The sequence below is a fragment of the Labrys sp. E2SS-1L genome, from assembly GCF_057073705.1.
In genome coordinates this window covers 167,884-188,201 of record NZ_CP172713.1, presented here as the reverse complement: position 1 = coordinate 188,201, position 20,318 = coordinate 167,884, and the positions used below count along the sequence as shown (strand labels likewise).

General features: G+C 63.5%; 18 protein-coding genes. 8 read left to right on the top strand and 10 right to left on the bottom strand.

The window, feature by feature from the left end:
- Positions 1 to 10: 10 nt before the first annotated feature.
- The gene (locus tag ACIGJE_RS26615; protein ID WP_415082201.1) at positions 11 to 1,540 is read right to left on the bottom strand and encodes a sugar ABC transporter ATP-binding protein; all 1,530 of its coding nucleotides are present in this window, start codon (positions 1,538 to 1,540) and stop codon (positions 11 to 13) included.
- A 147-nt stretch (positions 1,541 to 1,687) separates the two neighbouring features.
- Positions 1,688 to 2,668, bottom strand: a complete 981-nt coding sequence (locus tag ACIGJE_RS26610) for a substrate-binding domain-containing protein (protein ID WP_311939691.1) — start codon at positions 2,666 to 2,668, stop codon at positions 1,688 to 1,690.
- 270 nt (positions 2,669 to 2,938) lie between these two features.
- On the opposite strand from ACIGJE_RS26610, the gene ACIGJE_RS26605 reads away from it, so the two are divergent.
- A complete protein-coding gene (locus tag ACIGJE_RS26605; protein ID WP_415082204.1) occupies positions 2,939 to 3,709 on the top strand; it encodes a FadR/GntR family transcriptional regulator in 771 nt (256 codons plus the stop codon).
- Between the two features lie 186 nt (positions 3,710 to 3,895).
- On the opposite strand, the gene melA is transcribed toward ACIGJE_RS26605, so the two are convergent.
- On the bottom strand, positions 3,896 to 5,212 hold the full coding sequence (melA, locus tag ACIGJE_RS26600; protein WP_415082206.1) for an alpha-glucosidase/alpha-galactosidase: 1,317 nt from the start codon (positions 5,210 to 5,212) through the stop codon (positions 3,896 to 3,898).
- Between the two features lie 159 nt (positions 5,213 to 5,371).
- Here melA and ACIGJE_RS26595 point away from each other — a divergent pair, with 159 nt between their 5' ends.
- From ACIGJE_RS26595 to ACIGJE_RS26565, 7 genes are all read left to right on the top strand, one after another.
- Positions 5,372 to 6,250, top strand: coding sequence for a helix-turn-helix domain-containing protein (locus ACIGJE_RS26595; protein WP_483680864.1), 879 nt, complete (start codon positions 5,372 to 5,374; stop codon positions 6,248 to 6,250).
- A gap of 289 nt (positions 6,251 to 6,539) precedes the next feature.
- Entirely contained in the window at positions 6,540 to 7,337 is a 798-nt protein-coding gene (locus ACIGJE_RS26590; RefSeq protein ID WP_311939699.1) for a DeoR/GlpR family DNA-binding transcription regulator, read from the top strand.
- Positions 7,337 to 8,308, top strand: a complete 972-nt coding sequence (locus tag ACIGJE_RS26585; RefSeq protein ID WP_415082210.1) for an N-acetylglucosamine kinase — start codon at positions 7,337 to 7,339, stop codon at positions 8,306 to 8,308. The genes ACIGJE_RS26590 and ACIGJE_RS26585 overlap by 1 nt, the downstream gene beginning before the upstream one ends.
- Positions 8,309 to 8,331: 23 nt before the next feature.
- Positions 8,332 to 9,591, top strand: coding sequence for an ABC transporter substrate-binding protein (locus ACIGJE_RS26580; protein WP_311939702.1), 1,260 nt, complete (start codon positions 8,332 to 8,334; stop codon positions 9,589 to 9,591).
- A complete protein-coding gene (locus ACIGJE_RS26575) occupies positions 9,588 to 10,505 on the top strand; it encodes a carbohydrate ABC transporter permease (RefSeq protein WP_311939704.1) in 918 nt (305 codons plus the stop codon). The genes ACIGJE_RS26580 and ACIGJE_RS26575 overlap by 4 nt, the downstream gene beginning before the upstream one ends.
- Positions 10,506 to 10,508: 3 nt before the next feature.
- Positions 10,509 to 11,366, top strand: a complete 858-nt coding sequence (locus tag ACIGJE_RS26570; RefSeq protein ID WP_311939706.1) for a carbohydrate ABC transporter permease — start codon at positions 10,509 to 10,511, stop codon at positions 11,364 to 11,366.
- A 37-nt stretch (positions 11,367 to 11,403) separates the two neighbouring features.
- Positions 11,404 to 12,357, top strand: a complete 954-nt coding sequence (locus tag ACIGJE_RS26565) for an SIS domain-containing protein (protein ID WP_311939708.1) — start codon at positions 11,404 to 11,406, stop codon at positions 12,355 to 12,357.
- A 139-nt stretch (positions 12,358 to 12,496) separates the two neighbouring features.
- Here ACIGJE_RS26565 and ACIGJE_RS26560 read toward each other — a convergent pair whose 3' ends face one another.
- The 7 genes from ACIGJE_RS26560 to ACIGJE_RS26530 all read right to left on the bottom strand — a co-directional run bounded on the left by ACIGJE_RS26560 (position 12,497) and on the right by ACIGJE_RS26530 (position 20,312).
- On the bottom strand, positions 12,497 to 14,116 hold the full coding sequence (locus ACIGJE_RS26560; RefSeq protein WP_483680861.1) for a rhodanese-related sulfurtransferase: 1,620 nt from the start codon (positions 14,114 to 14,116) through the stop codon (positions 12,497 to 12,499).
- Between the two features lie 38 nt (positions 14,117 to 14,154).
- Positions 14,155 to 15,396, bottom strand: a complete 1,242-nt coding sequence (locus ACIGJE_RS26555; protein WP_483680859.1) for an acyl-CoA dehydrogenase family protein — start codon at positions 15,394 to 15,396, stop codon at positions 14,155 to 14,157.
- 21 nt (positions 15,397 to 15,417) lie between these two features.
- Positions 15,418 to 16,770: an NtaA/DmoA family FMN-dependent monooxygenase gene (locus tag ACIGJE_RS26550; RefSeq protein ID WP_311939714.1), complete on the bottom strand. Its 1,353-nt coding sequence runs from the start codon at positions 16,768 to 16,770 to the stop codon at positions 15,418 to 15,420.
- A 12-nt stretch (positions 16,771 to 16,782) separates the two neighbouring features.
- Positions 16,783 to 17,787, bottom strand: a complete 1,005-nt coding sequence (locus ACIGJE_RS26545; RefSeq protein ID WP_311939716.1) for an NrtA/SsuA/CpmA family ABC transporter substrate-binding protein — start codon at positions 17,785 to 17,787, stop codon at positions 16,783 to 16,785.
- A gap of 34 nt (positions 17,788 to 17,821) precedes the next feature.
- Positions 17,822 to 18,568, bottom strand: a complete 747-nt coding sequence (locus ACIGJE_RS26540) for an ABC transporter ATP-binding protein (protein ID WP_311939718.1) — start codon at positions 18,566 to 18,568, stop codon at positions 17,822 to 17,824.
- Positions 18,568 to 19,362 carry an ABC transporter permease subunit gene (locus ACIGJE_RS26535; protein ID WP_376717712.1) on the bottom strand — a complete coding sequence of 265 codons (795 nt, stop codon included), beginning with the start codon at positions 19,360 to 19,362 and terminating at the stop codon, positions 18,568 to 18,570. The genes ACIGJE_RS26540 and ACIGJE_RS26535 overlap by 1 nt, the downstream gene beginning before the upstream one ends.
- A gap of 635 nt (positions 19,363 to 19,997) precedes the next feature.
- Positions 19,998 to 20,312 (bottom strand): hypothetical protein, encoded by a 315-nt coding sequence (locus ACIGJE_RS26530; protein ID WP_483680856.1) that lies wholly within the window; start codon positions 20,310 to 20,312, stop codon positions 19,998 to 20,000.
- Positions 20,313 to 20,318: the final 6 nt, after the last annotated feature.

Here is a 20,318-nt window from a genome sequence, read left to right as displayed (position 1 = left end):
GGTATCCTCGTCAGTGTCCGGTGAGGCAGGCGGCCATGACGGCATCCTGATCGATCTCGGGCGCAGTGAATTCTTCGGCGAGCCGACCCTCGCGCAGCACGAGGACGCGATCGCAGACCAGCGGCAGCTCCTCGATCTCGCTGGAGACGAAAACGATGCCGCAGCCCTCAGCCGCAAGCTGCCGGATGATGGCGTAGATCTGCGACTTGGCTTCCACGTCCACGCCGCGGGTAGGCTCGTCGAGCAGCAGCACGCGGCTGCGCGCATGCACCCAGCGGCCGATCACCACCTTCTGCTGGTTTCCGCCCGACAAAGTGCCGATTGGGGTGTCGGTGCGGGCGGTCTTCACATGGAGATGCTCGATGATCCGGCGGGTCGCCTGCGCCATCAGGCTGGAGGACAGCACGCCGCGACGGCTGACGGCGGCAAGATCCGTCACCAGCGTATTTTCGTCGACGCCGAGCAAGGGAACGATACCTTCCTCCTTGCGGCTTTCGGGCGTGTAGCCGAAGCCGCGCTCGACCATCTGGCGATAGCGCGCGCCCGTCACCGGCTTGCCGTCCACGCGGATCTCGCCGCGGTCGGCCCTGCGCACGCCCATGATGGCCTGCAGCAGTTCGGTGCGCCCCGATCCCAGGAGCCCGGCAATGCCGAGGACCTCGCCCTGCCGCAGGCGAAAGGACACGGATGACAGTTTCGGCGCCAAAGCGAGATCCGTCACTTCGAGCAGGGTGTTGTCCGCGACCCGGTTCTCCAGCTGTGCGGCCGGCCCGCTTTCCGAGCCGAGCATGAGGCGAACGATCTGGCGCGTGTCCGCCCCCTTCACGTCGACGGTATCGATCACCCGTCCATCGCGCATCACCGTGGCGCTGTGCGCAACCCGGCGGATTTCGTTCATGCGGTGACTGACATAGATCACGGCGATGCCTTCCGCCGCGATGCGTGTCACCGCCGCCATCACCCGCTCGGCCTCGGCGGCCGCAAGCGAGCTGGTCGGTTCGTCCAGGATCACCAGCCGGGGCTTGCCGATCAGCACACGTGCGATCTCCAGCAATTGCCTTTCGGCCGGCGAAAGGCTGGCGACGAGCCGCCTGGGCGACAGGTCGAGCCCCAGCCTTGCCATGGCCTCGGCGGCCTCGGCCTCCATCCGCGCCGATTGGATGACACCGCCCTGGCGTGGCCAGTGGCCGAGGAACAAATTCTCGGCCAGCGACATCCCGGGCACCAGGCTGAGCTCCTGATAGACCACACGCACACCGCTGGCGAAGGCGGCCTGTGCGCGGGCGGAGCCGGTCTGGCCGAGTGCCTGGCCGGCAATCTCGACCAGGCCGCTGTCGGGCAGCTCGGCACCGGTGAGCAGGCGGATCAGGGTCGACTTGCCGGCACCATTCTTGCCCAGCAGGGCCCTGACCTCGCCGGCCGCCACCTCGAAGGTGACGTCGTCGAGCGCCAGCACGCCGGGATAGTGCTTGGTGCAATTGCGGATGGAGGCAACCCGTTCGGCGTCGGCCAACGGGCCTGGGGAAATGGCTGGCGTCATGTCGCTATCCTTGCCTGGCCGCAACGGGGAAGACCTCAGGCGATCCCTAGAGCAAAGCGCGTTCAAGCGTGAACGCTTAATTGCTCTAACTCCTTGTTCTGACGCGTCTTTGCGTCTCTTGGTGATTCCACCAAATCGCAAAACGCTTTAGGGAATGCCGTCGGCATGCGCCTTGAGCCAGGCCTGCCCGTCCGCTGCGCTCTTGTAGACATCGATGTCGTAGGCGACCTTGATGCCCGCCGGCGGCTGGCCGTCGATCGACTTGATCGCCTGGGCCAGGGCGAGCTTGCCCAATCCCTGGCCCGAGATGTCGACGACACCCTTGATGACGGAGTTGTCGGCCAGTTCCTGGGCGATCTCGGTGGTCATGTCACCCCCGAACACCACGGTCTTGCCGACGCGTCCCTGGCTCTTGACGGCACGCGCCGCGCCGAGCGTGGCGCCACCCGCCTCGCCGAAGAAGGCATCGAGGTCGGGATGGGAGGACAGCATGGTGCTGGCGACCGAGACGGCCTTGTCGAGGATCGCGCCCTCCTGGTTGGCGACGATCTGGGCACCGGGCACCTTGGCCTTGAGGGCCTCCTCGAAGCCCTTGCGACGGGTGACGCAGACCTCGACGAACTCGCAGTTGAGCACCGCGATCTTGGGAGAATCCTTCTTCTGCGCGATGAAGTACTCACCGGCCACTTCGCCCAGCTTGTGCCCGAAATCATAGGGATCGCCGACGGCATAAGCCGAGACATATTCCTTCATGTCGGCTTCGTTCAGGCAGGTGTTGTAGCAGACCACCGGAACGCCGGCATCATGCGCCCGACGGATGGCACGATAGGAGCCGTCGGCGGAGACCGGAGAGACGATGATGGCCTGGACGCCGGCCGAGATCAGCGAGTCGATGAAGGAGGCTTCCTTGGTCACGTCGCCCTGGGCGTTGGTCTCCACGATGTCGAGCTTGCGCCCTGCCTCGGCACCGCCGGTCTGGATACCCTTGCGAACGCCCGCGTAAAAACCCTGCGCATCCATATAGATGGCGCCGACCTTAAGGTCCTTGCCATCGGCCAGCGCGCTTCCGGCCGCGGCGCAGATGGAAGCGGCAATAGCCGTCATCACTGCGAATTTCGAAAGCTTCATCGGTTCCTCCCCGTCTTTTGATCGTTGGCCAGCCCCGCAACGCCGGATCGAGCCTGCAAGCCGCGGCATGCCTGGTTGCGGCACCATAAAAATAATCGTATTATTGTCAAGATAAATACTATTTATTTTCGACTCGCATCGGGACGCGCAGAAATGTGTGGCCAGGCGCCCTTGGCAAGGCGAGCGGCGTTGCGTCTGGCGTGATTTTGTTTTCCAGCTCGCCTCGCATAGCCTTGCCGGTGCCGAAGTCGCGGCGTGAGGGAACTGAAAGTGACTGACATCAGGATCGGCTCGGCACTGACCGAGAATGGCAATCCGATCGCCGCCCACGGCAAGCGCAGCGTCCGGGAAGCCCTGTTGCGGCAATTCGTCGAGAAGATCGTTTCAGGCGAGTTTCCCGAGAACGCGACCCTGCCCAACGAGGCGGAGCTGACGCAGCAGCTGGGCGTGAGCCGCACGAGCCTGCGCGAGACCATGCAGTATCTGTCCGCCCTGGGCATGATCCGCTCGCGGACCCGGGCCGGCACCACGGTGCTGCCGCGCGAGAACTGGAACTATCTCGATCCGCTCGTGCTCGACGCCGTGCTGAAATTCGGCACGGACGAGCGGTTCTATGTGTCCCTGATCGAGGCGCGCCAATTGCTGGAGCCGGCGGCCGCGGCGCTCGCCGCCGCTCATGCGGGCGCCCGGGAATTGCTGCATATTTCCAATGCGTTGGAAGAAATGGTCGAGGCCAATTCGCGCGACAACGAAGCCTGGAGCCGGGCCGACCTCGACTTCCATACGGCCATCATCAATGCGAGCGGCAACTGGGTCTATCGCCAGTTCGCCACCGCCATTCGCGCCGCCCTGCTGGCGAGCTTTCGTCTCACCAACCGGGCGAGCCAGTCCCATGAAAATGCCATCATGAAGCATCGGGCCGTGTTCGATGCCATCCGATTGCGCGAGCCCGAGACGGCCCGGCAGGCGATGATGCGCCTGATCGACGTGGCCCGCGACGAGATCACCGAAGCGTTGCGCCAGGCCAAGGCGCCCACATAAAAGTTCAGATCCCGACGCTCTTCGCGCAGGCCGCAACAGAACCGAATAGATGGGCTCGGCGGTGAAGCCCATCCAGGCCGGGATGCAAGCAGCGATAATCAAAAATGGCGAGCGCAATCTCCAGGCCCTGGCCCCGCATTTTTACGGTTTGACCTGCACCGCACCGGCCCATTCGGGCCCCAAACATCAGCGATAGGCCGGCAGCAGATTGCCATGCGCGGCGATGAGATCGTCGACCAGATGCCAGATCTGGTCCGGCGATAATTCCGCCGCGGTGTGTGGGTCCAGCAATGCCGCCTGGTAGACCGCCTCGCGGCGTCGTTCCAGGGCCGCATACACCGTCAGTTCCTGCACATTGGTGCTCAACCTGATCACGGCCGCGAGCTGACGCGGGAGAGAACCGACCTTGATCGGCTGGATGCCGTTGCGGTCCACATGGCAGGGCACCTCGACCACGCAGTCGGGCGGCAGATTGTCGATAAGCCCCTGATTGCGGACATTGCCGTAGATCAGCCCGGGCTGGCCCGTCACCAGCGCGTGGATGATGCCGGCGGCATATTCGTTGCTGCGGCAGATCTCCACGGGCGCTCCACCCTCGAGCTCGGCGCGCAGCTTGTTCCAGCCGGCGATCTGATCCTCGCAGCGGGTGATATATTCGTCGAGGGGGATGCCGTAGCGCTCGATCAGATCGTCGCGCCCGCGCTTGATGTACCACGACGTATATTCAGAGAAATGCTCGGAGGACTCGGTGACGAAATAGCCGAGGCGCCGCAGCGCGTCGAAGCGGATGCGATCGTCCGGCGGCACCTTGCCATCCGCCGCCAGCGCCTTGAGGCGGGGATAGAGATCTTCGGTGCTGCCGTCCCGGTGGCGCTTGTTGAATTTCAGGAAGAAGGCGACATGGTTGATGCCGGCTGAGACATAGTCGATATCGCCGATATCCTCGCCGAGGCAGCGGGCGAGATGCGCCGAGGTGTGCTGCACGCTGTGGCATAGCCCGACCGTGCGCAGCTCCGGCGCGATCTCGCCGATCGCCCAGCAATTGATCGCCATCGGGTTGACGTAGTTCATCAGGAGCGCATCGGGGCACAGATCCTCGATATCGCGGCAGATCTCCTGCAGGACCGGAATGGTGCGAAGGCCTCGGAAGATCCCACCGATGCCCAGCGTATCGGCAATGGTCTGGCGCAGGCCATAGCGCTTGGGAATGTCGAAATCGACCACCGTCGCGGGTCGATAGCCCCCGACCTGCATCATCAGGATGACGAAATTCGCGCCGGCGAGCGCGACGCGCCTCTCGGTCGTGGCCTCGATGCGCACGCGCGGCAGGTCCAGCCCCTCGCAGATGCGCCGGGCGACGATCTCGGAGGTCTTCAGGCGCTCGCCGTCGATGTCGTGCAGGCTGATCACACAATCGGCAAACACACCGTTACTGAGCACGTCGCTCAGGATCGATTGGGCAAAGACCGTGCTTCCGGCACCGACGAGGCAGATCTTGGTCAAGGGAGGGCATCCTTGCTGGTTGGGACATCACCGGGCCGCACAGGGCAGATCCTGCTTGCCGGTTGACTGGAAGGCGGCCTTTATTCCATTCATGAAAACAGGATGTCTTCCGGCTTTCGGACGACTTATTCCGGAATCAAAGCATCGAGTTCGCGAGCCATGGCGAGGCAATCACCGGCCTTTCAAGACGAGCACGCCGGTTGGGCCGACCTGTTCGACGGCAGCTCCTTCCATGTCGAGAGCCACGTCGCCGGCGCGATGGCGACGGCGCACTGGCACGATCATGTGGAGCTCAACCTGCTGCTGGAAGGACGAATGACCTATCTCTTCCAGGGACGGCAGGAAACCGTGGAAGCGCGGCGGCTTGCGCTCTTTTGGGCCGCGATCCCGCACCGGGCCATCGAGGTCGCGCCGGGCTCCAGGCTGATCTGCCTTTACATCCCCTTCCAGGACTTCATGGCGCTGCCCATCGCAGGCTCGATCCGGAAAGCTGTCATGCACGGCGCCTTCCTGAAAGCGGCACAGATCCAGACGACGGATGCGGGCACATTCCAGCGCTGGGTCGACGAATGGCCAGGCGCCGATCCCGCCCGGCGGCGCCTGCTCCTGGACGAGGCCTGCCTGCGCGTGCGCCGCCTGGCACTCGATCCGCTCGAGGCGAGCGATTCCGCCCGACGCGAGGGTGGTGAGCGCCGTGACGGCCGATCCCCGTCGCTCGACCATGCCGAGCGGATGATCGAGATCATCAATCTGCGCTTTGGCGAAGAGCTTTCCATCGCCACGATCGCTGCTGCGCTCGGGATCCATCAGACCACCGCCACATCGGCGTTCCGACGGGTTCTTGGCATGTCGATCAACGAATACATCGTTCGCTTTCGCCTGAGCCGGGCCCTGCATCTGCTGGCCGACACGGACCAGCCGATCCTGGACGTGGCCTATGCCTGCGGATTCGGCTCGGCCAGCCGGTTCTACGACGTCTTCAAGCTCCGCACAGGCGTGACGCCGCGCCAGTTCCGCAGCCAGCTCTCCGCGCGTTGACGGCAAGGCTGAAGAGCCGATCCGAGCCTTGACGCGAGCCGGCCGACCCCTGGCGCCCGCTACGTTCCAACCGCTATCCCACCACCGATCACATGTCCGACGGCCGATCCGGAGAGCTTGCTGCGGCTCCCCCCGCAGCGAAGAGGGCGCTGCCGGAACGCTTCCGACCCATCCTTTCTGGGTTCAATAAAATCATAAAAAATCATAATCTTGATTGACTCTGTCGTTTTATTGGCATTCATTGATTTTATTGGAGCGGGTTGTGACCTGCCATTGTAGCGGGGAAGGCATGTCTCAGGGGTCGAGCAAACTGGAACGCCTCGATGCGATCCGCGGCCATCTCTACACGCATGGTCCCTCCACGATTCAGGCTTTGGCCGATGCCGCAGGCGCCTCGCTCGCCACCATCCGCCGCGACCTGCAGATCCTCGAGGAGCAGGGCATCATCGACCGGGCTCATGGCGGAGCGCGCATTGCGGAAGGGTCGAGCGTCGAGGTTGCCTTCAGCGCACGCGAGGGCCGGAACCTGGCAGCCAAGCGGGCGCTTGCCGCGGCCGCTTATGAAAAACTCGCCCCGCACGCGACCATCTTCCTGGATGCCGGCACCACGGTGCGCCAGCTCGCAAGGCTCCTGCGCATCAATCCGATACCGATGACCGTGTTCACCAATGGCCTCCTGGTGGCCCAGGAACTGCTGGATGTACCCAAGCTGCGCGTGGTCGTGATCGGCGGTCAGCTGCGCAACGAGAATGCGTCCCTGGTCGGACCGGAAGCAGAGGCGATGCTGGAGCGGCTGTGGTTCGACCAGCTCTTCCTCGGCGTCAGCGCCATCGGCCCGGATGCCACGATCTACAGTGTCGACAGCGCCGAGGCGAGCCTGAACGCCCGCATGCTCAAGCGCGCCGAGAAGCGCTTCATCGTCACCGATTCGAGCAAGTTCGGGGTGATGTCCACTTACGCGGTGGCCCCGCTCGCCCCCTCGATCAGCATCATGACCGATGCCAGCCTGTCTTCGGACTGGCAAACGCAGCTGCATGAGGTCGGCGTGCCGCTCACCCTGGTGGACGTGCCGGCAGGTGCTTCCTGATGGCCGGGATCCTCGCAATCGACGGCGGCGGCACCAAGACGATCCTGGCGACAGCAAGCCGGGACGGCGTGATCGGCACCTGGCTGGAAGGCGCCGGCATCAACCCGGTCGACAATCCCGATTGGCTCGCCGGCTTCGAGGCACAGATCCGGGCGGCCGGTGCGGCTGCCCAGGCCTGCGACCATGCCGTGCTGGCGCTCCCGGCCTATGGCGAGATTGCAGCGGTGACGCAGTCCCAGAACCAGGCAGCCGCGTCGGCGCTTGGGCAATCCCACGCCATCCTCAATGATGTCGAAGCGGCGCATGTTGCAGCCTTTGCCGGCGGGCCCGGCGTCCTGATCCTGGCGGGGACGGGGTCGATGGCCTGGGCCCGCGACGAGCATGGCAACGACCTGCGCGTCGGGGGCTGGGGCGATGCGTTCGGCGACGAGGGCAGCGCCTTCTGGATCGGTCGGGAGACGATCGCCCGCGTCAGCCAGGCCCTCGACGGACGCCTGACAGCACCGGCTTTGGCCGACGCCTTCTTCGCTTTCCTGGCGCTCGATCGGGCCGATCGCCCGCACGCCTTGCTGCAATGGCACGTCGAGCTATCCCATCCTCGTTCCCAGATCGCAGCCTTGTCGGTCCTCGTCGATCGCCTGGCCGAGACAGGCAACGCCACCGCCGTCGCCATCCTCGACGAGGCCGCCGAACATCTCGCCCGCCATGTCGGGGCGGCCTGGCGCCGCATGGATGCCAAGACGTGCCGATCCTGGAGCTATGCCGGCGGCGTGTTCGCCAGCGGGCATGTACTGGCGAAGGTTACGGCTCGTGTGGGGGTCTCTCCCATGCCGCCGCGGCTTCCTCCGATTGGCGGCGCGCTGCTGCGCGCCGCGCAAGACCTCGACTGGCCCGTGGATCAAGCATGGATCGAGCGCCTGCGCGCCTCGATCACAGAACATGCAAGCCGCGCGAGGAATGGCCGCAGCTGACCATACAAAGAGGGATCATTGACATGTTACGGCACGGATTGCGTGCGTTCGTCGCACTTTCTGCGTTGATGCTGGCCCAGCCGGTCTGGGCGGACGACGCCAAGCCCCTGGCAGGGCAAAGCATCTCGGTCCTGCTGCCTTCCGGTCAGCGGCCTGGATTGGCGGAGGATTTCGAGAAGGAGACCGGCATTCACGTCGATCTCCAGTCGCTGTCCTGGAACGACATCCGAGCCAAGCTCGTCACGTCCCTGCTCGCAGGCAGCGCGCCGGCCGACGTCACCGAAGTGGACTGGTCGTGGACCGGCCAGTTCGGCGCGGCCGGCTGGTATACCCCCCTCGATGGCCTGCTCGACGAGGCCACGGTCAAGGACATCGCGACCAGCCCGATCTTCCGTTATGACGGCAAGCTGATCGCCCTGCCCTACAACAATGATTTCCGCGTTCTCATCGTCAACAAGGAGCACTTCGACAAGGCCGGCATCACGGCCATGCCCAAGACGCTCGACGAATTGCTGGCTGCCGCGCGGACCCTCAAGGAAAAGGGTGTTTCCAAATACCCGATCGGCATTCCCCTGTCCCCCGCGGAGGGCACCTCGACCGCCTGGTATCTCCTCACCAAGGCCTTTGGCGGCGAACTCTTCGACAAGGACTTCAAGCCCTTGTTCACCGACCCGTCATCGGCGGGCCACAAGGCCCTCGCCTTCGAGATCGATGCCCTCAAGCAGGGCCTGGTCGATCCCGCCGCACCCGGCCTCATCGACATGGACGTCCATCAGCTCTTCATGGATGGTCAGGTCAGCATGGAGATCTGCGGCGAGGTCGGCCGGCTCGCCCTCTTCAACGACGCCAGCAAATCCAAGGTCGCCGGCAAGGCCGTGGCTGCCCTCTTCCCGACCGCAAGCGGCGTGACACGCAGCCTGGGCCTGCCCGAGGCCATGGGCATTCCCGTCACGTCCCAGAAAAAAGAGGCGGCGCTGGCCTTTGTCAAATGGATGAGCGCCAAGGAGCAACAGCTCAAGAATTATACGGAAGCCGGCACGCTGGCGACACGCACTTCGGCGCTCGAAGACCTGAACAAGGCCGGCAAGCTCGAAAGCGGCAAGGTCCTGATCGAGCAGGCCTCTACGGCCGGCGGCCTGTTCCCGCAGGGAACGCCGATCTGGTATCCCCAGTTCAGCTCCGCCGTGTATACGGCCATCAACCAGGCTGCCAAGGGCCAGCTGAGCGTCGATGATGCGCTCAAGCAGATCGCGGATGAAACCGAGCGAGCCATGCAGCAATGAGCGTGACGGCTCTGACCCGGGCCAGCGCGGAGCGGAACAGCGGTGCCAGGAACGACGCCTGGCTCGGGCTGGTGCTCGCCGCTCCGATCGTCGCGACGATGATCGGGCTGGTGATCTGGCCAGTCATCGCCACCATGTGGCAGAGCCTGCATCGGGTCGATCCGATGCAGGCGGGCACCCCCTTCGTCGGCCTGTCCAACTACACGGCCCTGTTCACCGACAAGAACGCCCTGACGGCCTGGGCCAATACGCTCTTCTACGTCGTCCTTGCGGTCACTCTGGAGACCGTCGGCGGCGTGGCTGCGGCCGTGCTGCTCAACAGGCTGACGATCGGCCGGCGCTGGCTCCTGGCAATCGTGATCCTGCCCTGGGCCTTGCCGGGCGTGGTCAACGCCATCGTCTGGCAGTGGATCTACAATCCCAGCCATGGCCTGCTCAACGGCCTCCTCACGGCCATCGGCTTTGATTTCGACCGGCATGTCTGGTTCAACGATCGCAGCTCGGCCCTGATCCTCGTCACGGTCGTGCATGTCTGGCGGACCATGCCGCTGACGGTCGTGATCGTATTGGCGGCCCTGCAATCGATCCCCAAGGATATCTACGAGGCCGCCCGGATCGACGGCGCCAATCGCTTCCAGCTCTTTCGCATGATGACGCTGCCTCTCATTCGCAGCGGCCTGGCGATCGCCCTGGCGCAATCGACGGTCACGGCCTTCAACCTGTTCGACGAAGTGTGGATCCTGGCCGGCTCCAGCCTCGATACCCGCTCCATCTTGGTCCAGGTCTATCTGGAGGCTTTCCAGAACCTGCGCTTTTCGCGGGGCATGGCGCTGTCGGTGCTGGTCATGTTCATTTCACTGGCGGTTTCGCTCGTCTTCGTTTCACGCGTCTATCGCGAAACCAGGCTCGATTGACCCATGCGCGCCCTCCTCTCCCGTTTCGGTCTCATGCTAGCCTGTGCCGTGCTGGTGCTGTGGTCACTGGTACCGGTCTACTGGGCTTTCGCGACAAGCCTGACGCCGACACCCGACCTCACCGCCAGCACGGTGCACTTCTTTCCGCAGACGCTCACCCTGGAGCACTATGCCAAGCTGTTCGGGATTGGCACCACCATGGCCAATGATACCATGGTCTGGCAGCAATTCCGGGCCGCGCTGGTCAACAGTATCGTCACGTCCCTCGGTGCGACCATCCTGTGCGTCGCCCTGGCGGCGGCGGGAGGCTATGCCTTCGTGCGCCTGAACTTCCCGGGGCGCACGGTGATCTTCATCCTCGTGGTCGCCACCTTTGCGATACCGGGATACACGGTGCTGATCCCGCTTTATCGGATCATGACGACACTGCGCCTGGTCGATACCTATCTGGGCGTCACGCTGATCTATGTCTCGGCCTTCCTGCCGCTGTCGCTATGGCTGATGCGCAGCGTCTATCAGTCCCTGCCCCTTTCCATCGAGGAGGCAGCCCAGATCGATGGGGCGAGCCGGCTCTACATCCTGGCCAGGATCGTGCTGCCGATGGCGGCTCCCGGGCTGGTCGCCGCCGCCATCATCACCTTCCTGGGCGCCTGGGGCCAGTTCATGGTGCCCCTGATCTTCTCGCCCACCATGGCAACCAAGCCGCTCACCATCCTCGTCCCCGAATTCGCGACGAAGAACTTCGTCGATTACGGCCTGATCAACGCGGCCGGCTCGGTCGCGATCATCGTGCCGACGCTGATCGTCATCTTCCTCAACCGGTACCTGGTCAGCGGCCTCGTCGCCGGCGCGGTCAAGTGACCGACCACCGAACCTATCCAACCCAGTGAGTATAGTCATGAACGTCACCGAGCGTGTCATCTTCGAACAATTCCCGTTCTGGCAGCAGGGCCTTGGGGCAGCGCTCCCCGCGATCGATGCGCCGATCACCGTCATCATCGGTTGCGGCACCTCCTATAACCTTGCCGTCTCGCTTGCCGCCGTCTTCAACGCCCATGGCCGCAGGGCCATCGCCGTGCCGGGCGGCGAATGGCTGAGACGTCCCGAGGCCTATCTGCCCGATCCCGCCGGTGCGCATGTCATCGCACTCTCGCGTAGCGGCGAGACCACCGAAACCGTCGCGGCTGCAGCCGCCAGCCGCGACGCCGGACTGACGGTCACGGCATTGACCTGCGAACGCGAGAGCGCCCTCGCGCGCGAAGCCGATCATCTCGCCTTCACGCCGACCCATGGCGAAGAAGGTATCGTCATGACCAGCTCGGCCTCGCTGATGCTGCTGCTCGGCCTGAGGATGGCAGGCGTGGCGATCCCCTCCGCCGTGACGGAACAGGCCGAAAGCCTGGCGAAAGCCCTGGACGAGCGATTGGCAGGACACCTCGCCGGCCGCAGCCATTTCGTCTATCTCGGCGGCGGCGCGCAGTACGGGGTCTGCCTGGAAGCCTCGCTCAAGCTTCAGGAAATGAGCCAGAGCTATACCCAGGCCTTCCATCCGCTCGAATACCGGCATGGTCCGGTCAGCCTGCTCGACGAACAGACGCTCGTGGTCATGCTCTACGATCCGCGCACCGCCCAGGAGGAGGCCCAGCTCGTGGCGGAGCTGCGCGAGAAGGGCGCCCTCGTGGTCGGTCTGGGCGGGCCGGGCGACATCTCCCTCGATCTCGATGTCGCCGACGAATTGCGCGGCCTGGTCTGCCTGCCCGCGCTTCAGCTCCTGGGCGAGCGTGTCGCCCAACGCCGCAATGTCGATACGGTGGCACCCCGGCATCTGACCAAGGTGGTCAAGCTGGCGTGAAGGACCGCGCTTTCGCCAAGTTTCCTGGCCGGTGCGCAGCCCCTCTGCAGGGGCTGACTTCACTATGCCCGGCCCGTTCGATTCTTGCCGACGGAAACACGGGTTACAGGTATGGCCCAATTTCCATTCGCGGCGATACTCAGATCACCTCAAAGAAGTGCGTTCCGTCGCGGTCGAGCTGCGCGACAAGGCCGTATTCCCATTCGAGATAATCCTCCATCGCCTGGCGCGATGCGTCGGTTCCTTCATAGGGGCGGCGGTAGCGGTCAATGCGGATGGATGCGAGACGTTCTTCGCCTTTGGTTACGGGGAGTCCATCTGCGATCCAGGCGCCCGTGCCGCCTTCCAGGACAAACACCTTTGAGGCCGTCAAGGTCGCGACTTCCTTAGCCGCAAAGGCGGCGAGAGCGCCCGAACCGCATGTGACGACAATGCGCTCGGCAGGCCCGACGGCCTGAAGCGCCGGAGCGATCTGCGAGCGCAAGGCCCACCAGGCCCCTGGAACGTGGCCTTTGACGTAATTTGCCGAACTGGTCACGTCGATGACAGCGGTGTCTCCATCCTCGAGCCAGTCTCGCAGGTCTTGCGGGGAAACAAGCGGTACTTGGGGAATCGGAACGGCATCGAAACGGATATCTTCAAGCTGACGGCGCTCCTTGTCTTCCACCGGATCGACGACAAGGACTTCCCACCCCATCTGCGACAGCCAGGATGCGGTCATATCGGCGCGGGTGCCGTCGTCGTCGGCCAGCAGGATAAGCGCGCCTCGGACCGGCACCGCGTGGTCGGTCTCCTGGACGAGCTGTCCTCCCGGAACATTGACAAATCCGGGCAAGTGGCCGCTGCGATATTCCTCGGGATCGCGAACATCGATGCGATAGATCGAACGCCCAGGCTGGACTATCGCGTCGGCCGCGGCCAGTGAAATACGCCGGACACCAGCACGCTCGGCCACCTGGCGAGCATCGATTTGGGCAGCTTGCCGGGCCTGGCGCGTTGTCTGGGACGATCGCTGTGTTGCGCCATGGTCGAGCGCAAACCCGGCCAGGGTCCAGCCAATCGTGCCGTTCCGCAATCCAGCGACCGGGTTGGGAATGCCCGCATTGATCAAGGACTGCGTGCCGATAATCGAGCGTGTCCGGCCGGCGCAGTTGACGATGACCGTGATTTTCGGATCGGGAGCCAAGTCGCGCACCCGGAGCACCAACTCGGCACCCGGGACCGATATGCCGGTGGGAATACTCATGGTGTTGAACTCATCGAACCGGCGCGCATCGAGGATGACAGGCGGCGTTTCGGAGCCGATCAGGCGTCGCACCTCCTCGGCAGGCAACAAGGGGGTATGACGACGTGCTTCGACGAACTCGCCGAAGGATTTGGAAGGCACGTTGACGTCGATGAACAGTTCGTAGCCCGCCTGCGTCCAGGCGGCCAGCCCCCCGTCGAGCAGGTGAACGTTTCCATACCCCCAGGAAGCAAGCTTTTGCGCCGCCAGGGGTGCCAGATCGCGATAATCGTCTCTGCCATAGAGCACGATCAGGACGTCACGCCTCGGTATGCGCCTGGGAACGTCGAGTTCCAGCCTGCCGTACGGGAAGTTCGCTGCCCAAAGAGGATGCCCCTTGGCAAAGGCATCCTCCTCCCTCAGGTCGGCAAGCAGGATTTCCCGCCTTGCCAGCAGTTCGGCACGCACCTGCGCCGGCGAAAATGCAGGAAAGATCGGGGTGGTGACGTCGGGCGAAGCAATCTGCTGGTTCATGGCAAACATGTTGGAGCGCGAGGAGACTGATGGCACGTTCAAAAGAACGCCCCGGTTGGTGGCAGGCGTCCACTCAACAGGTTCTGGCCGAGGAGCCGTTCCTTGTAGAGCCTGGGATTGTGCGAGGCGATGACCTTGATATTGCGCCAATGCCGATCCAATCCGCTGTTTTGGGACACGACCGAGCCGGAGCCGAGATCGATGAGCCAGTTTGCGATCTGCGGCGCGAGATCGTCGATCACCACCTTGGCCTCGGCAGCCGAAAGCGATGCGGCAAGGACACGTTCATACTCCGCTTCGGTTCCATAGGCATCCCAAGCCGTCTGCAGCGCGTCGATGGCCCGTTCGATCGTTGCTTCCACCGCAGCGGCATAGGCGCGGATCCGCCCGAGCTGGGCCTGCAGCACCGGTTCGTCGGCAGGGCGTTCGGCTTCGCCATGATAGAAGTTGCGTCCGCGCGCCCGCAGCATGTCGACCGCATCCAGTGCGATCCTGCGCACCACGCCGGCGATACAGTTGGTGAGATAGACCTGATGGAAGGTGAAGCGCCATGGCGCTGCCCCCTCGCGTGCCGGCGGATCCAGCGGATAGACCTGATGGGATGGGATGGTGACGGCGTTGAACTCGGCCGTGCCGGACCCCGTCAGTCTTTGACCGAATCCAGCCCAGTCGTCCTCATTTTCGACGCCATCACCGCGATCAAGCACATATTGGACCGTTGCATTTTCGCGGTTTTCGACGGCAAGCCCGACAAAGGCGTCGTTATAAAGATTGCCGGTCGCATAGACCTTCCGCCCGGACCCGCGATAGGCCTGCCTGGCCTCGTCCCATTCTATCCGTGACAAAACCCTTGTCGGCGTTGCGCCGGCGGCGGTTGCGTCACTGTCGGCAAAGCTCAAGCCGATTGTCTTTCCGGCTGCGGTCAAAGCCAGGACATGCGCGTGAAACGGGTGCTGGGGTCGACGCAGGGCTGCCTCGACCTGCCAAAGATGGTTGCGAAACGCATGGGCAATGTTGGAATCGGCAGCAGCCAGGTCGCGTGCAACGGAAAACAGCTGCGACAGCGAAGCGCCCGCGCCGCCGGCTTGCTTCGACAGGCGCAGGGACCCGAAACCGAGTGCTTTCAGCTCGGCGATCTCCTCCCGAGGAAGACGACGGCTGATTTCGCGCTCGACAGCCGTGCGAGCAATATGCTCGAGCGCTGCAGACAGGCCGAACGATGCTGCGATGGGCGAGACCAGCCGGGGGCTCCCCCCTGCCGATGTGCTGAGGTCAGACATCTCGATGCATTCCTTCAACGCTCAGACCGCGGCGGCCAGCCTGCCCTGTGCCCCGGCATCGAAGCGCGGCAGGCCAAGATTGTCGCGCAGGGTGAGCCCCTCATAGGCCGTGCGGAAGCGCCCGAGCTTCTGCAGGATCGGAATGACCTCATCGGCAATCAGGTCGAGGCCATCAGGTTGCACGTCGATGTTCAAATTGAAGCCGTCGGCGCCTTTGGTATCGACCCAGTGCAACATGTCCTGGACGAAGCCCTCGGGCGTACCCACAAAGACGCGGTGCCCGCCAGTGATGTTCGAAAAGAGAAGCTCGCGAATGTTCCAGCCGTGCAGCCGGGCCTCCTTGAGCATTTCCGCGCGGTGCCAACGCGAGGCGATCGGCACGAGCGACAGATTTGCCTCGCTTTGTTCGAACGGTATCGGTGCGTCGAGATCTTCGAGAAGCGCTTCATCGACCGCGAGGTGGCGTGCCAGTTCCGCACGTAAGGCGACAGAATCGAGGAGATCATCGAGGTCGCGCTTGTGACGCCCGGCCTCTTCCTCCGTCGAAGCCAGGATCGGAAACAGGCCGGGCATGACGAGCAGATGTTCCGGATTGCGGCCAAAGCGTTTTGCCAATGTCTTGACCTCGGAATAGAAGGCGCGTGCGCCTTCGACGATGCGCTGCCCGGTGAAGAGCGCATCCGCGTAGCGCGCACCGAAGGCTCGGCTGTCGGAGGATTGGCCGGCCTGGAAGATCACGGGCCGGCCCTGCGGCGTCTCCGGCACGGAGGATGCGCCACGCGCGGAAAAATGCTCTCCCTTGAAATCGAGGGAGCGCAGCCGCGAGGGATCGAGATAGACCGTCGACTTCGGATCGGCGACGAGGGCTTCCTCGGGCAGGCTATCCCAAAAGGCCGTGACGATTTGCACGAACTCTTCGGCCCGCTTGTATCGTTCCGCCTGATCCCAGCCCTTTTCAACGCCATAAGCGTTGAGGGCAGGCGGATTTTGCGACGTGATGATGTTCCAGGCCGCGCGGCCGCGGCTCACATGGTCAATGGAAGCGATCTGCCGGGCGATCGTGTAGGGATGGCCGAACAGGGATGTCGTGGTACAGACGAGGCCGACATGCTCGGTATGTGCTGCCAGATTGGCGACCAGGATGGCCGGATCGAGCGCGCGCCAGGGGCGTGTATGGGATTCACTCACCAGTCCTCCCGGGTTGTCGGCCAGGAAAATGGCGTCGATCAGGCCGCGTTCGGCTGATTTGGCGATCGCCACGAAATGATCGATGTCGGTCGACAGGTGGCGCTTGTCGTCGAACGTCTTCCAGGCCGCGTCGTGGCGGCCCGAGGCGAGCACGTTCACGCCGAGGCGAACATGGTGTCGTGACATGGACGAGGCCCCCTATACCTGAACGCTGTAATCGGCGACCTTGAGATGCGATTTGATGATCTTGCGATCCGCCAGCCAATCGGCAGCCCGTTGGAATCGCGCCGTGAACTCGGCATCCTTTGGTTCGTAGAAGGTGTTGACGCGCTTCAGGCTGGCGAGATAATCGCGCACCTGGTCGGCATATTTGCCTTCCGCCTGGGCGATCCGCTCGGATTCGACCGTATTATGTGTCTGCCACTCGCCTTCCTTGTAGTAGGCGTCCAGCACCGCCCGCACGAGTTCGGAGTTCTCCTGCGAAAACTTGCGTGTCGATACCAGCGAACTGTAGTCGATCAGGAAATCGAGATCCTTGCCCTCGTTGAAGATGTCTTTGGCATCGTTCTCGAAACGGGAAATATCGACGCCGGGTGACCACATGGACCAGCCGTCGACCTTTCCTTGCGCAAAGGCGGGAGCTGCATCGGGCGGATTGAGATAGACGAATTCGACCTTGCTCGGGTCGATGCCGTTCTTTTCCAGGGCAGCGACGACCAGAAATTCACCGAGACCGGCCTTGTTGACGGCGACCTTTTTGCCGACGAGATCAGAAACCGAGTTGATTCCACTGCTCTTTTTCACGATCAACGCGGTCGAGCGCGGCGCGTAGACGTTAAAACCATTGAAGACGAGCGGCGAGCCCGCCAGCATGGCGGCCAGTGCCGGTGTCGTCGAGCCCCAGAAGCCGAAGTCCGCGCTGCCGCCGACCACCGCCTGCAGCGAGGGCGCGTGGTTGGGAAAAGGGCCGACCCATTCGACCTTGATGCCCTTCTCGGCGAGGTCCTTCTCAAGGACGCCGCGCTGTTTTGCGATCAGGGGAATGCCGCCCCGCCCCCAGCCCAGACGCACGATGTCGGTGTTGCGCGTCGGTTTTTTCGGCTCGTCCGCGAATGCCGGGCTCAGCCGCGATACGGCGGCACCGGCCAGCAACAGGCCACCTGCTTGCAGGAGAGAGCGGCGGCTCGGATTGGAGTTCGTCACAGTCTTATCCCAGGTCTAGAGGTTGAAAGAACGGTCAGTGCGCCGTCACGCCCAATTCCTCGAGCAATTGCCGCCTCAACTCGCCTTGCCCGTGGTCGGCCGGTCGGTAGGAAGCAGCGATCTGCCCGGCGCGCATGACGAGAATGCGGTCGGCAAGCACGATGGCTTCGTCCACGTCATGGGTTACGATCAGCACGCCGGGGCGATGCCGGGCCACGAGTTCGCGGACGAGCGCATGCATTTTGATGCGTGTCAGTGCGTCGAGCGCCGCAAAAGGCTCATCGAGCAGGAGCAGCTTCGGCTCACGGACCAGAGCCCGGGCAAGCGCAACTCGTTGCGCCTGGCCACCGGATAGATTGCGCGGCCAATCATCTTCGCGGCCAGCCAAGCCCACTTCCGCCAGCGCCCGCGTCGCTCCCGCGCGGCCTACGCTGTTCTCATGACCCAGGGCGACGTTGGCCCAGACCGGTGCCCATGGCAGCAGCCTATGTTCCTGAAAGACCACAGCAGGCCGGCCCGGGGCGTCGATCTGCCCATCGTCCGGTGCATCCAGTCCGGCGAGTGCGCGCAACAATGTCGTCTTGCCGCATCCACTCTCTCCCAGCAACGCAACGAATTCTCCTTCGTGGATGTCGAGATCCAGTGCTTCGATGACGACACGCGAGCCATATCGCCGTTCCAGGCCGGAGACGGAAACGGCAAGCGGGGCTTGCTCGAATGGGGCACGACTTGCCCACTTCTCCTGGGTGATCGGCCTGGCGAGGTCCACCAGCTGGTTCATCACCTTGCTCCCTTTGCAAAATTCGGGTGCCACCCGAGCAGCTTGGTCTCGAGCAAGCGCGCAAGGGCATCGGCCGCCACGCCGATGATGGCGTAGATGATGATGGTCAGGAGAATGACGTCGGTTTGGAGAAATTCGCGCGCATCCATTGCCAGGAAGCCAATGCCCTTAGTGGTTGCCAACGTCTCGGCCACGACCAGGGCCAGCCAGGCATGGGCCAGCGCATAGCGCACGCCGGTCAGGATGGAGGGCATGGCACCGGGAAGCACGATGCGTCGAACGATCGCCGGCCACTCCATTCCCGTGACCTTGGCCAGTTCCATGAGCTTGGGATCGATCTGTCGGATGCCCAGCACCGTGTTGATGTAGATGGGAAACAGAACGGCCAGGGAAACCAGGAAGATCTTGCCGCTTTCATCGACACCGAACCAGACGATGACGAGAGGCAGAATTGCCAGGAAGGGCACGGCGCGGACCATCTGGATCGAGCGGTCGAGCAGAGCATGCGCCAGCGGCGAAAATCCCACCGCGACGCCGAGCGCGAACCCGACGCTTCCCCCAATCACAAAGCCCGCGGCAGCACGCAGCAAGGAGGCTCCGAGATGAAGAAACAATTCCCCCGTCCTCGCGAGCTCCCAGGCTGTCTCGGCAACGCGGCTAGGGGCGGGCATGACCTGCTGAGCGATCAGGCCGAGCCGGGAGGCACTTTCCCACGCACACAGCACCAGGAGCGGCGCCAGCCATGACAAGGCGGTGTAGAGGGTCCTTCTGCTCAATACGGCGTTGGCCCGCATCGAAAACGGCTGCGAAAACGAACCGACTTGCGCCATCATTTCTCTCGATCAACCCAAAAGACTCTATAATCTATATATTGAGTAGATTTTAGGATGGCAATCTTTTCTCGCCTGATCGCGCCGCCCCGCTTTGGGCAGTCCCTGACATCCGCATCATTTGTCGCGAAGCGGGTGACCTTCCTGGCGAAGCCCCCAATCGCGTCGCCTCAGCAAAGGTCGGCCGCTGATATCGACCAACGGCCTATCTGTTCAGCCAGGTTCCAAACTAAAAGGCAAAACGCCACCAAGCGGCAGGACTTCGATGGCGAGTGATTTATGACAGATTTGGTTGTGGGGCCCCGCAACCACCGATACCAGCACTCGATAGAAGTATTTGTTGGACAGGGGCAATATACGATTTTGCGTTGATTATCGATCCTGGCGGGTCATCACCAGCCGATATATCGATGCTGTTCGCATGCCTTTCGAATGCCGGTTTCAACCAGACGAAGCCGATGGCGCGGCAACAGCAACCAAAGTCGCAGCAATTGTCAGGCCGGGTGATGCCAGGGCAACACGCGGCCTGCGCTGTTTCGCTGAATGCCTGCAACAACCCTGAACGGCTGTTCGGCTATATCAGGGCATCGTGCTTCGTTTCATATGTCCTGTCTTGCATCTCCCAAGCATTGGTCCTGCAGTTCCCAACGTCGGTATGAGGGTTCGTCCGTCGGCGCGATCTCGGTGGCCAGCAGGACATAACAGCCGGGGCAGAAGACCTGGCGCAGGCCGATGGGCCGGTCGGTGAAATGCGAAGGCTCGGCGCGCACGCCGGGGCCCGCAGCCTGGGAAGGCCGCTCGCGGCGGATGGCGTTGGCGAAGGGATCACCGGCACTCGTTCCCAAGGGATGGTCGCAATGGCTGCAGACGATGCTGCCGTCGGTGCGCAGGCGGGCGTTGTCGTCGATTTTCATGGCTCC

Bases quoted from the DNA above. Each gene is read 5' to 3' on its own strand.
- ACIGJE_RS26585 (WP_415082210.1), top strand. From the start codon at position 7,337: ATGGCCGGGATCCTCGCAATCGACGGCGGCGGCACCAAGACGATCCTG.
- ACIGJE_RS26535 (WP_376717712.1), bottom strand. From the start codon at position 19,362: ATGCGGGCCAACGCCGTATTGAGCAGAAGGACCCTCTACACCGCCTTG.
- ACIGJE_RS26575 (WP_311939704.1), top strand. From the start codon at position 9,588: ATGAGCGTGACGGCTCTGACCCGGGCCAGCGCGGAGCGGAACAGCGGT.
- ACIGJE_RS26565 (WP_311939708.1), top strand. From the start codon at position 11,404: ATGAACGTCACCGAGCGTGTCATCTTCGAACAATTCCCGTTCTGGCAG.
- ACIGJE_RS26590 (WP_311939699.1), top strand. From the start codon at position 6,540: ATGTCTCAGGGGTCGAGCAAACTGGAACGCCTCGATGCGATCCGCGGC.
- ACIGJE_RS26595 (WP_483680864.1), top strand. From the start codon at position 5,372: ATGGCGAGGCAATCACCGGCCTTTCAAGACGAGCACGCCGGTTGGGCC.
- ACIGJE_RS26540 (WP_311939718.1), bottom strand. From the start codon at position 18,568: ATGAACCAGCTGGTGGACCTCGCCAGGCCGATCACCCAGGAGAAGTGG.
- ACIGJE_RS26560 (WP_483680861.1), bottom strand. From the start codon at position 14,116: ATGAACCAGCAGATTGCTTCGCCCGACGTCACCACCCCGATCTTTCCT.
- ACIGJE_RS26555 (WP_483680859.1), bottom strand. From the start codon at position 15,396: ATGTCTGACCTCAGCACATCGGCAGGGGGGAGCCCCCGGCTGGTCTCG.
- ACIGJE_RS26530 (WP_483680856.1), bottom strand. From the start codon at position 20,312: ATGAAAATCGACGACAACGCCCGCCTGCGCACCGACGGCAGCATCGTC.
- ACIGJE_RS26580 (WP_311939702.1), top strand. From the start codon at position 8,332: ATGTTACGGCACGGATTGCGTGCGTTCGTCGCACTTTCTGCGTTGATG.
- ACIGJE_RS26615 (WP_415082201.1), bottom strand. From the start codon at position 1,540: ATGACGCCAGCCATTTCCCCAGGCCCGTTGGCCGACGCCGAACGGGTT.
- ACIGJE_RS26570 (WP_311939706.1), top strand. From the start codon at position 10,509: ATGCGCGCCCTCCTCTCCCGTTTCGGTCTCATGCTAGCCTGTGCCGTG.
- ACIGJE_RS26550 (WP_311939714.1), bottom strand. From the start codon at position 16,770: ATGTCACGACACCATGTTCGCCTCGGCGTGAACGTGCTCGCCTCGGGC.
- ACIGJE_RS26610 (WP_311939691.1), bottom strand. From the start codon at position 2,668: ATGAAGCTTTCGAAATTCGCAGTGATGACGGCTATTGCCGCTTCCATC.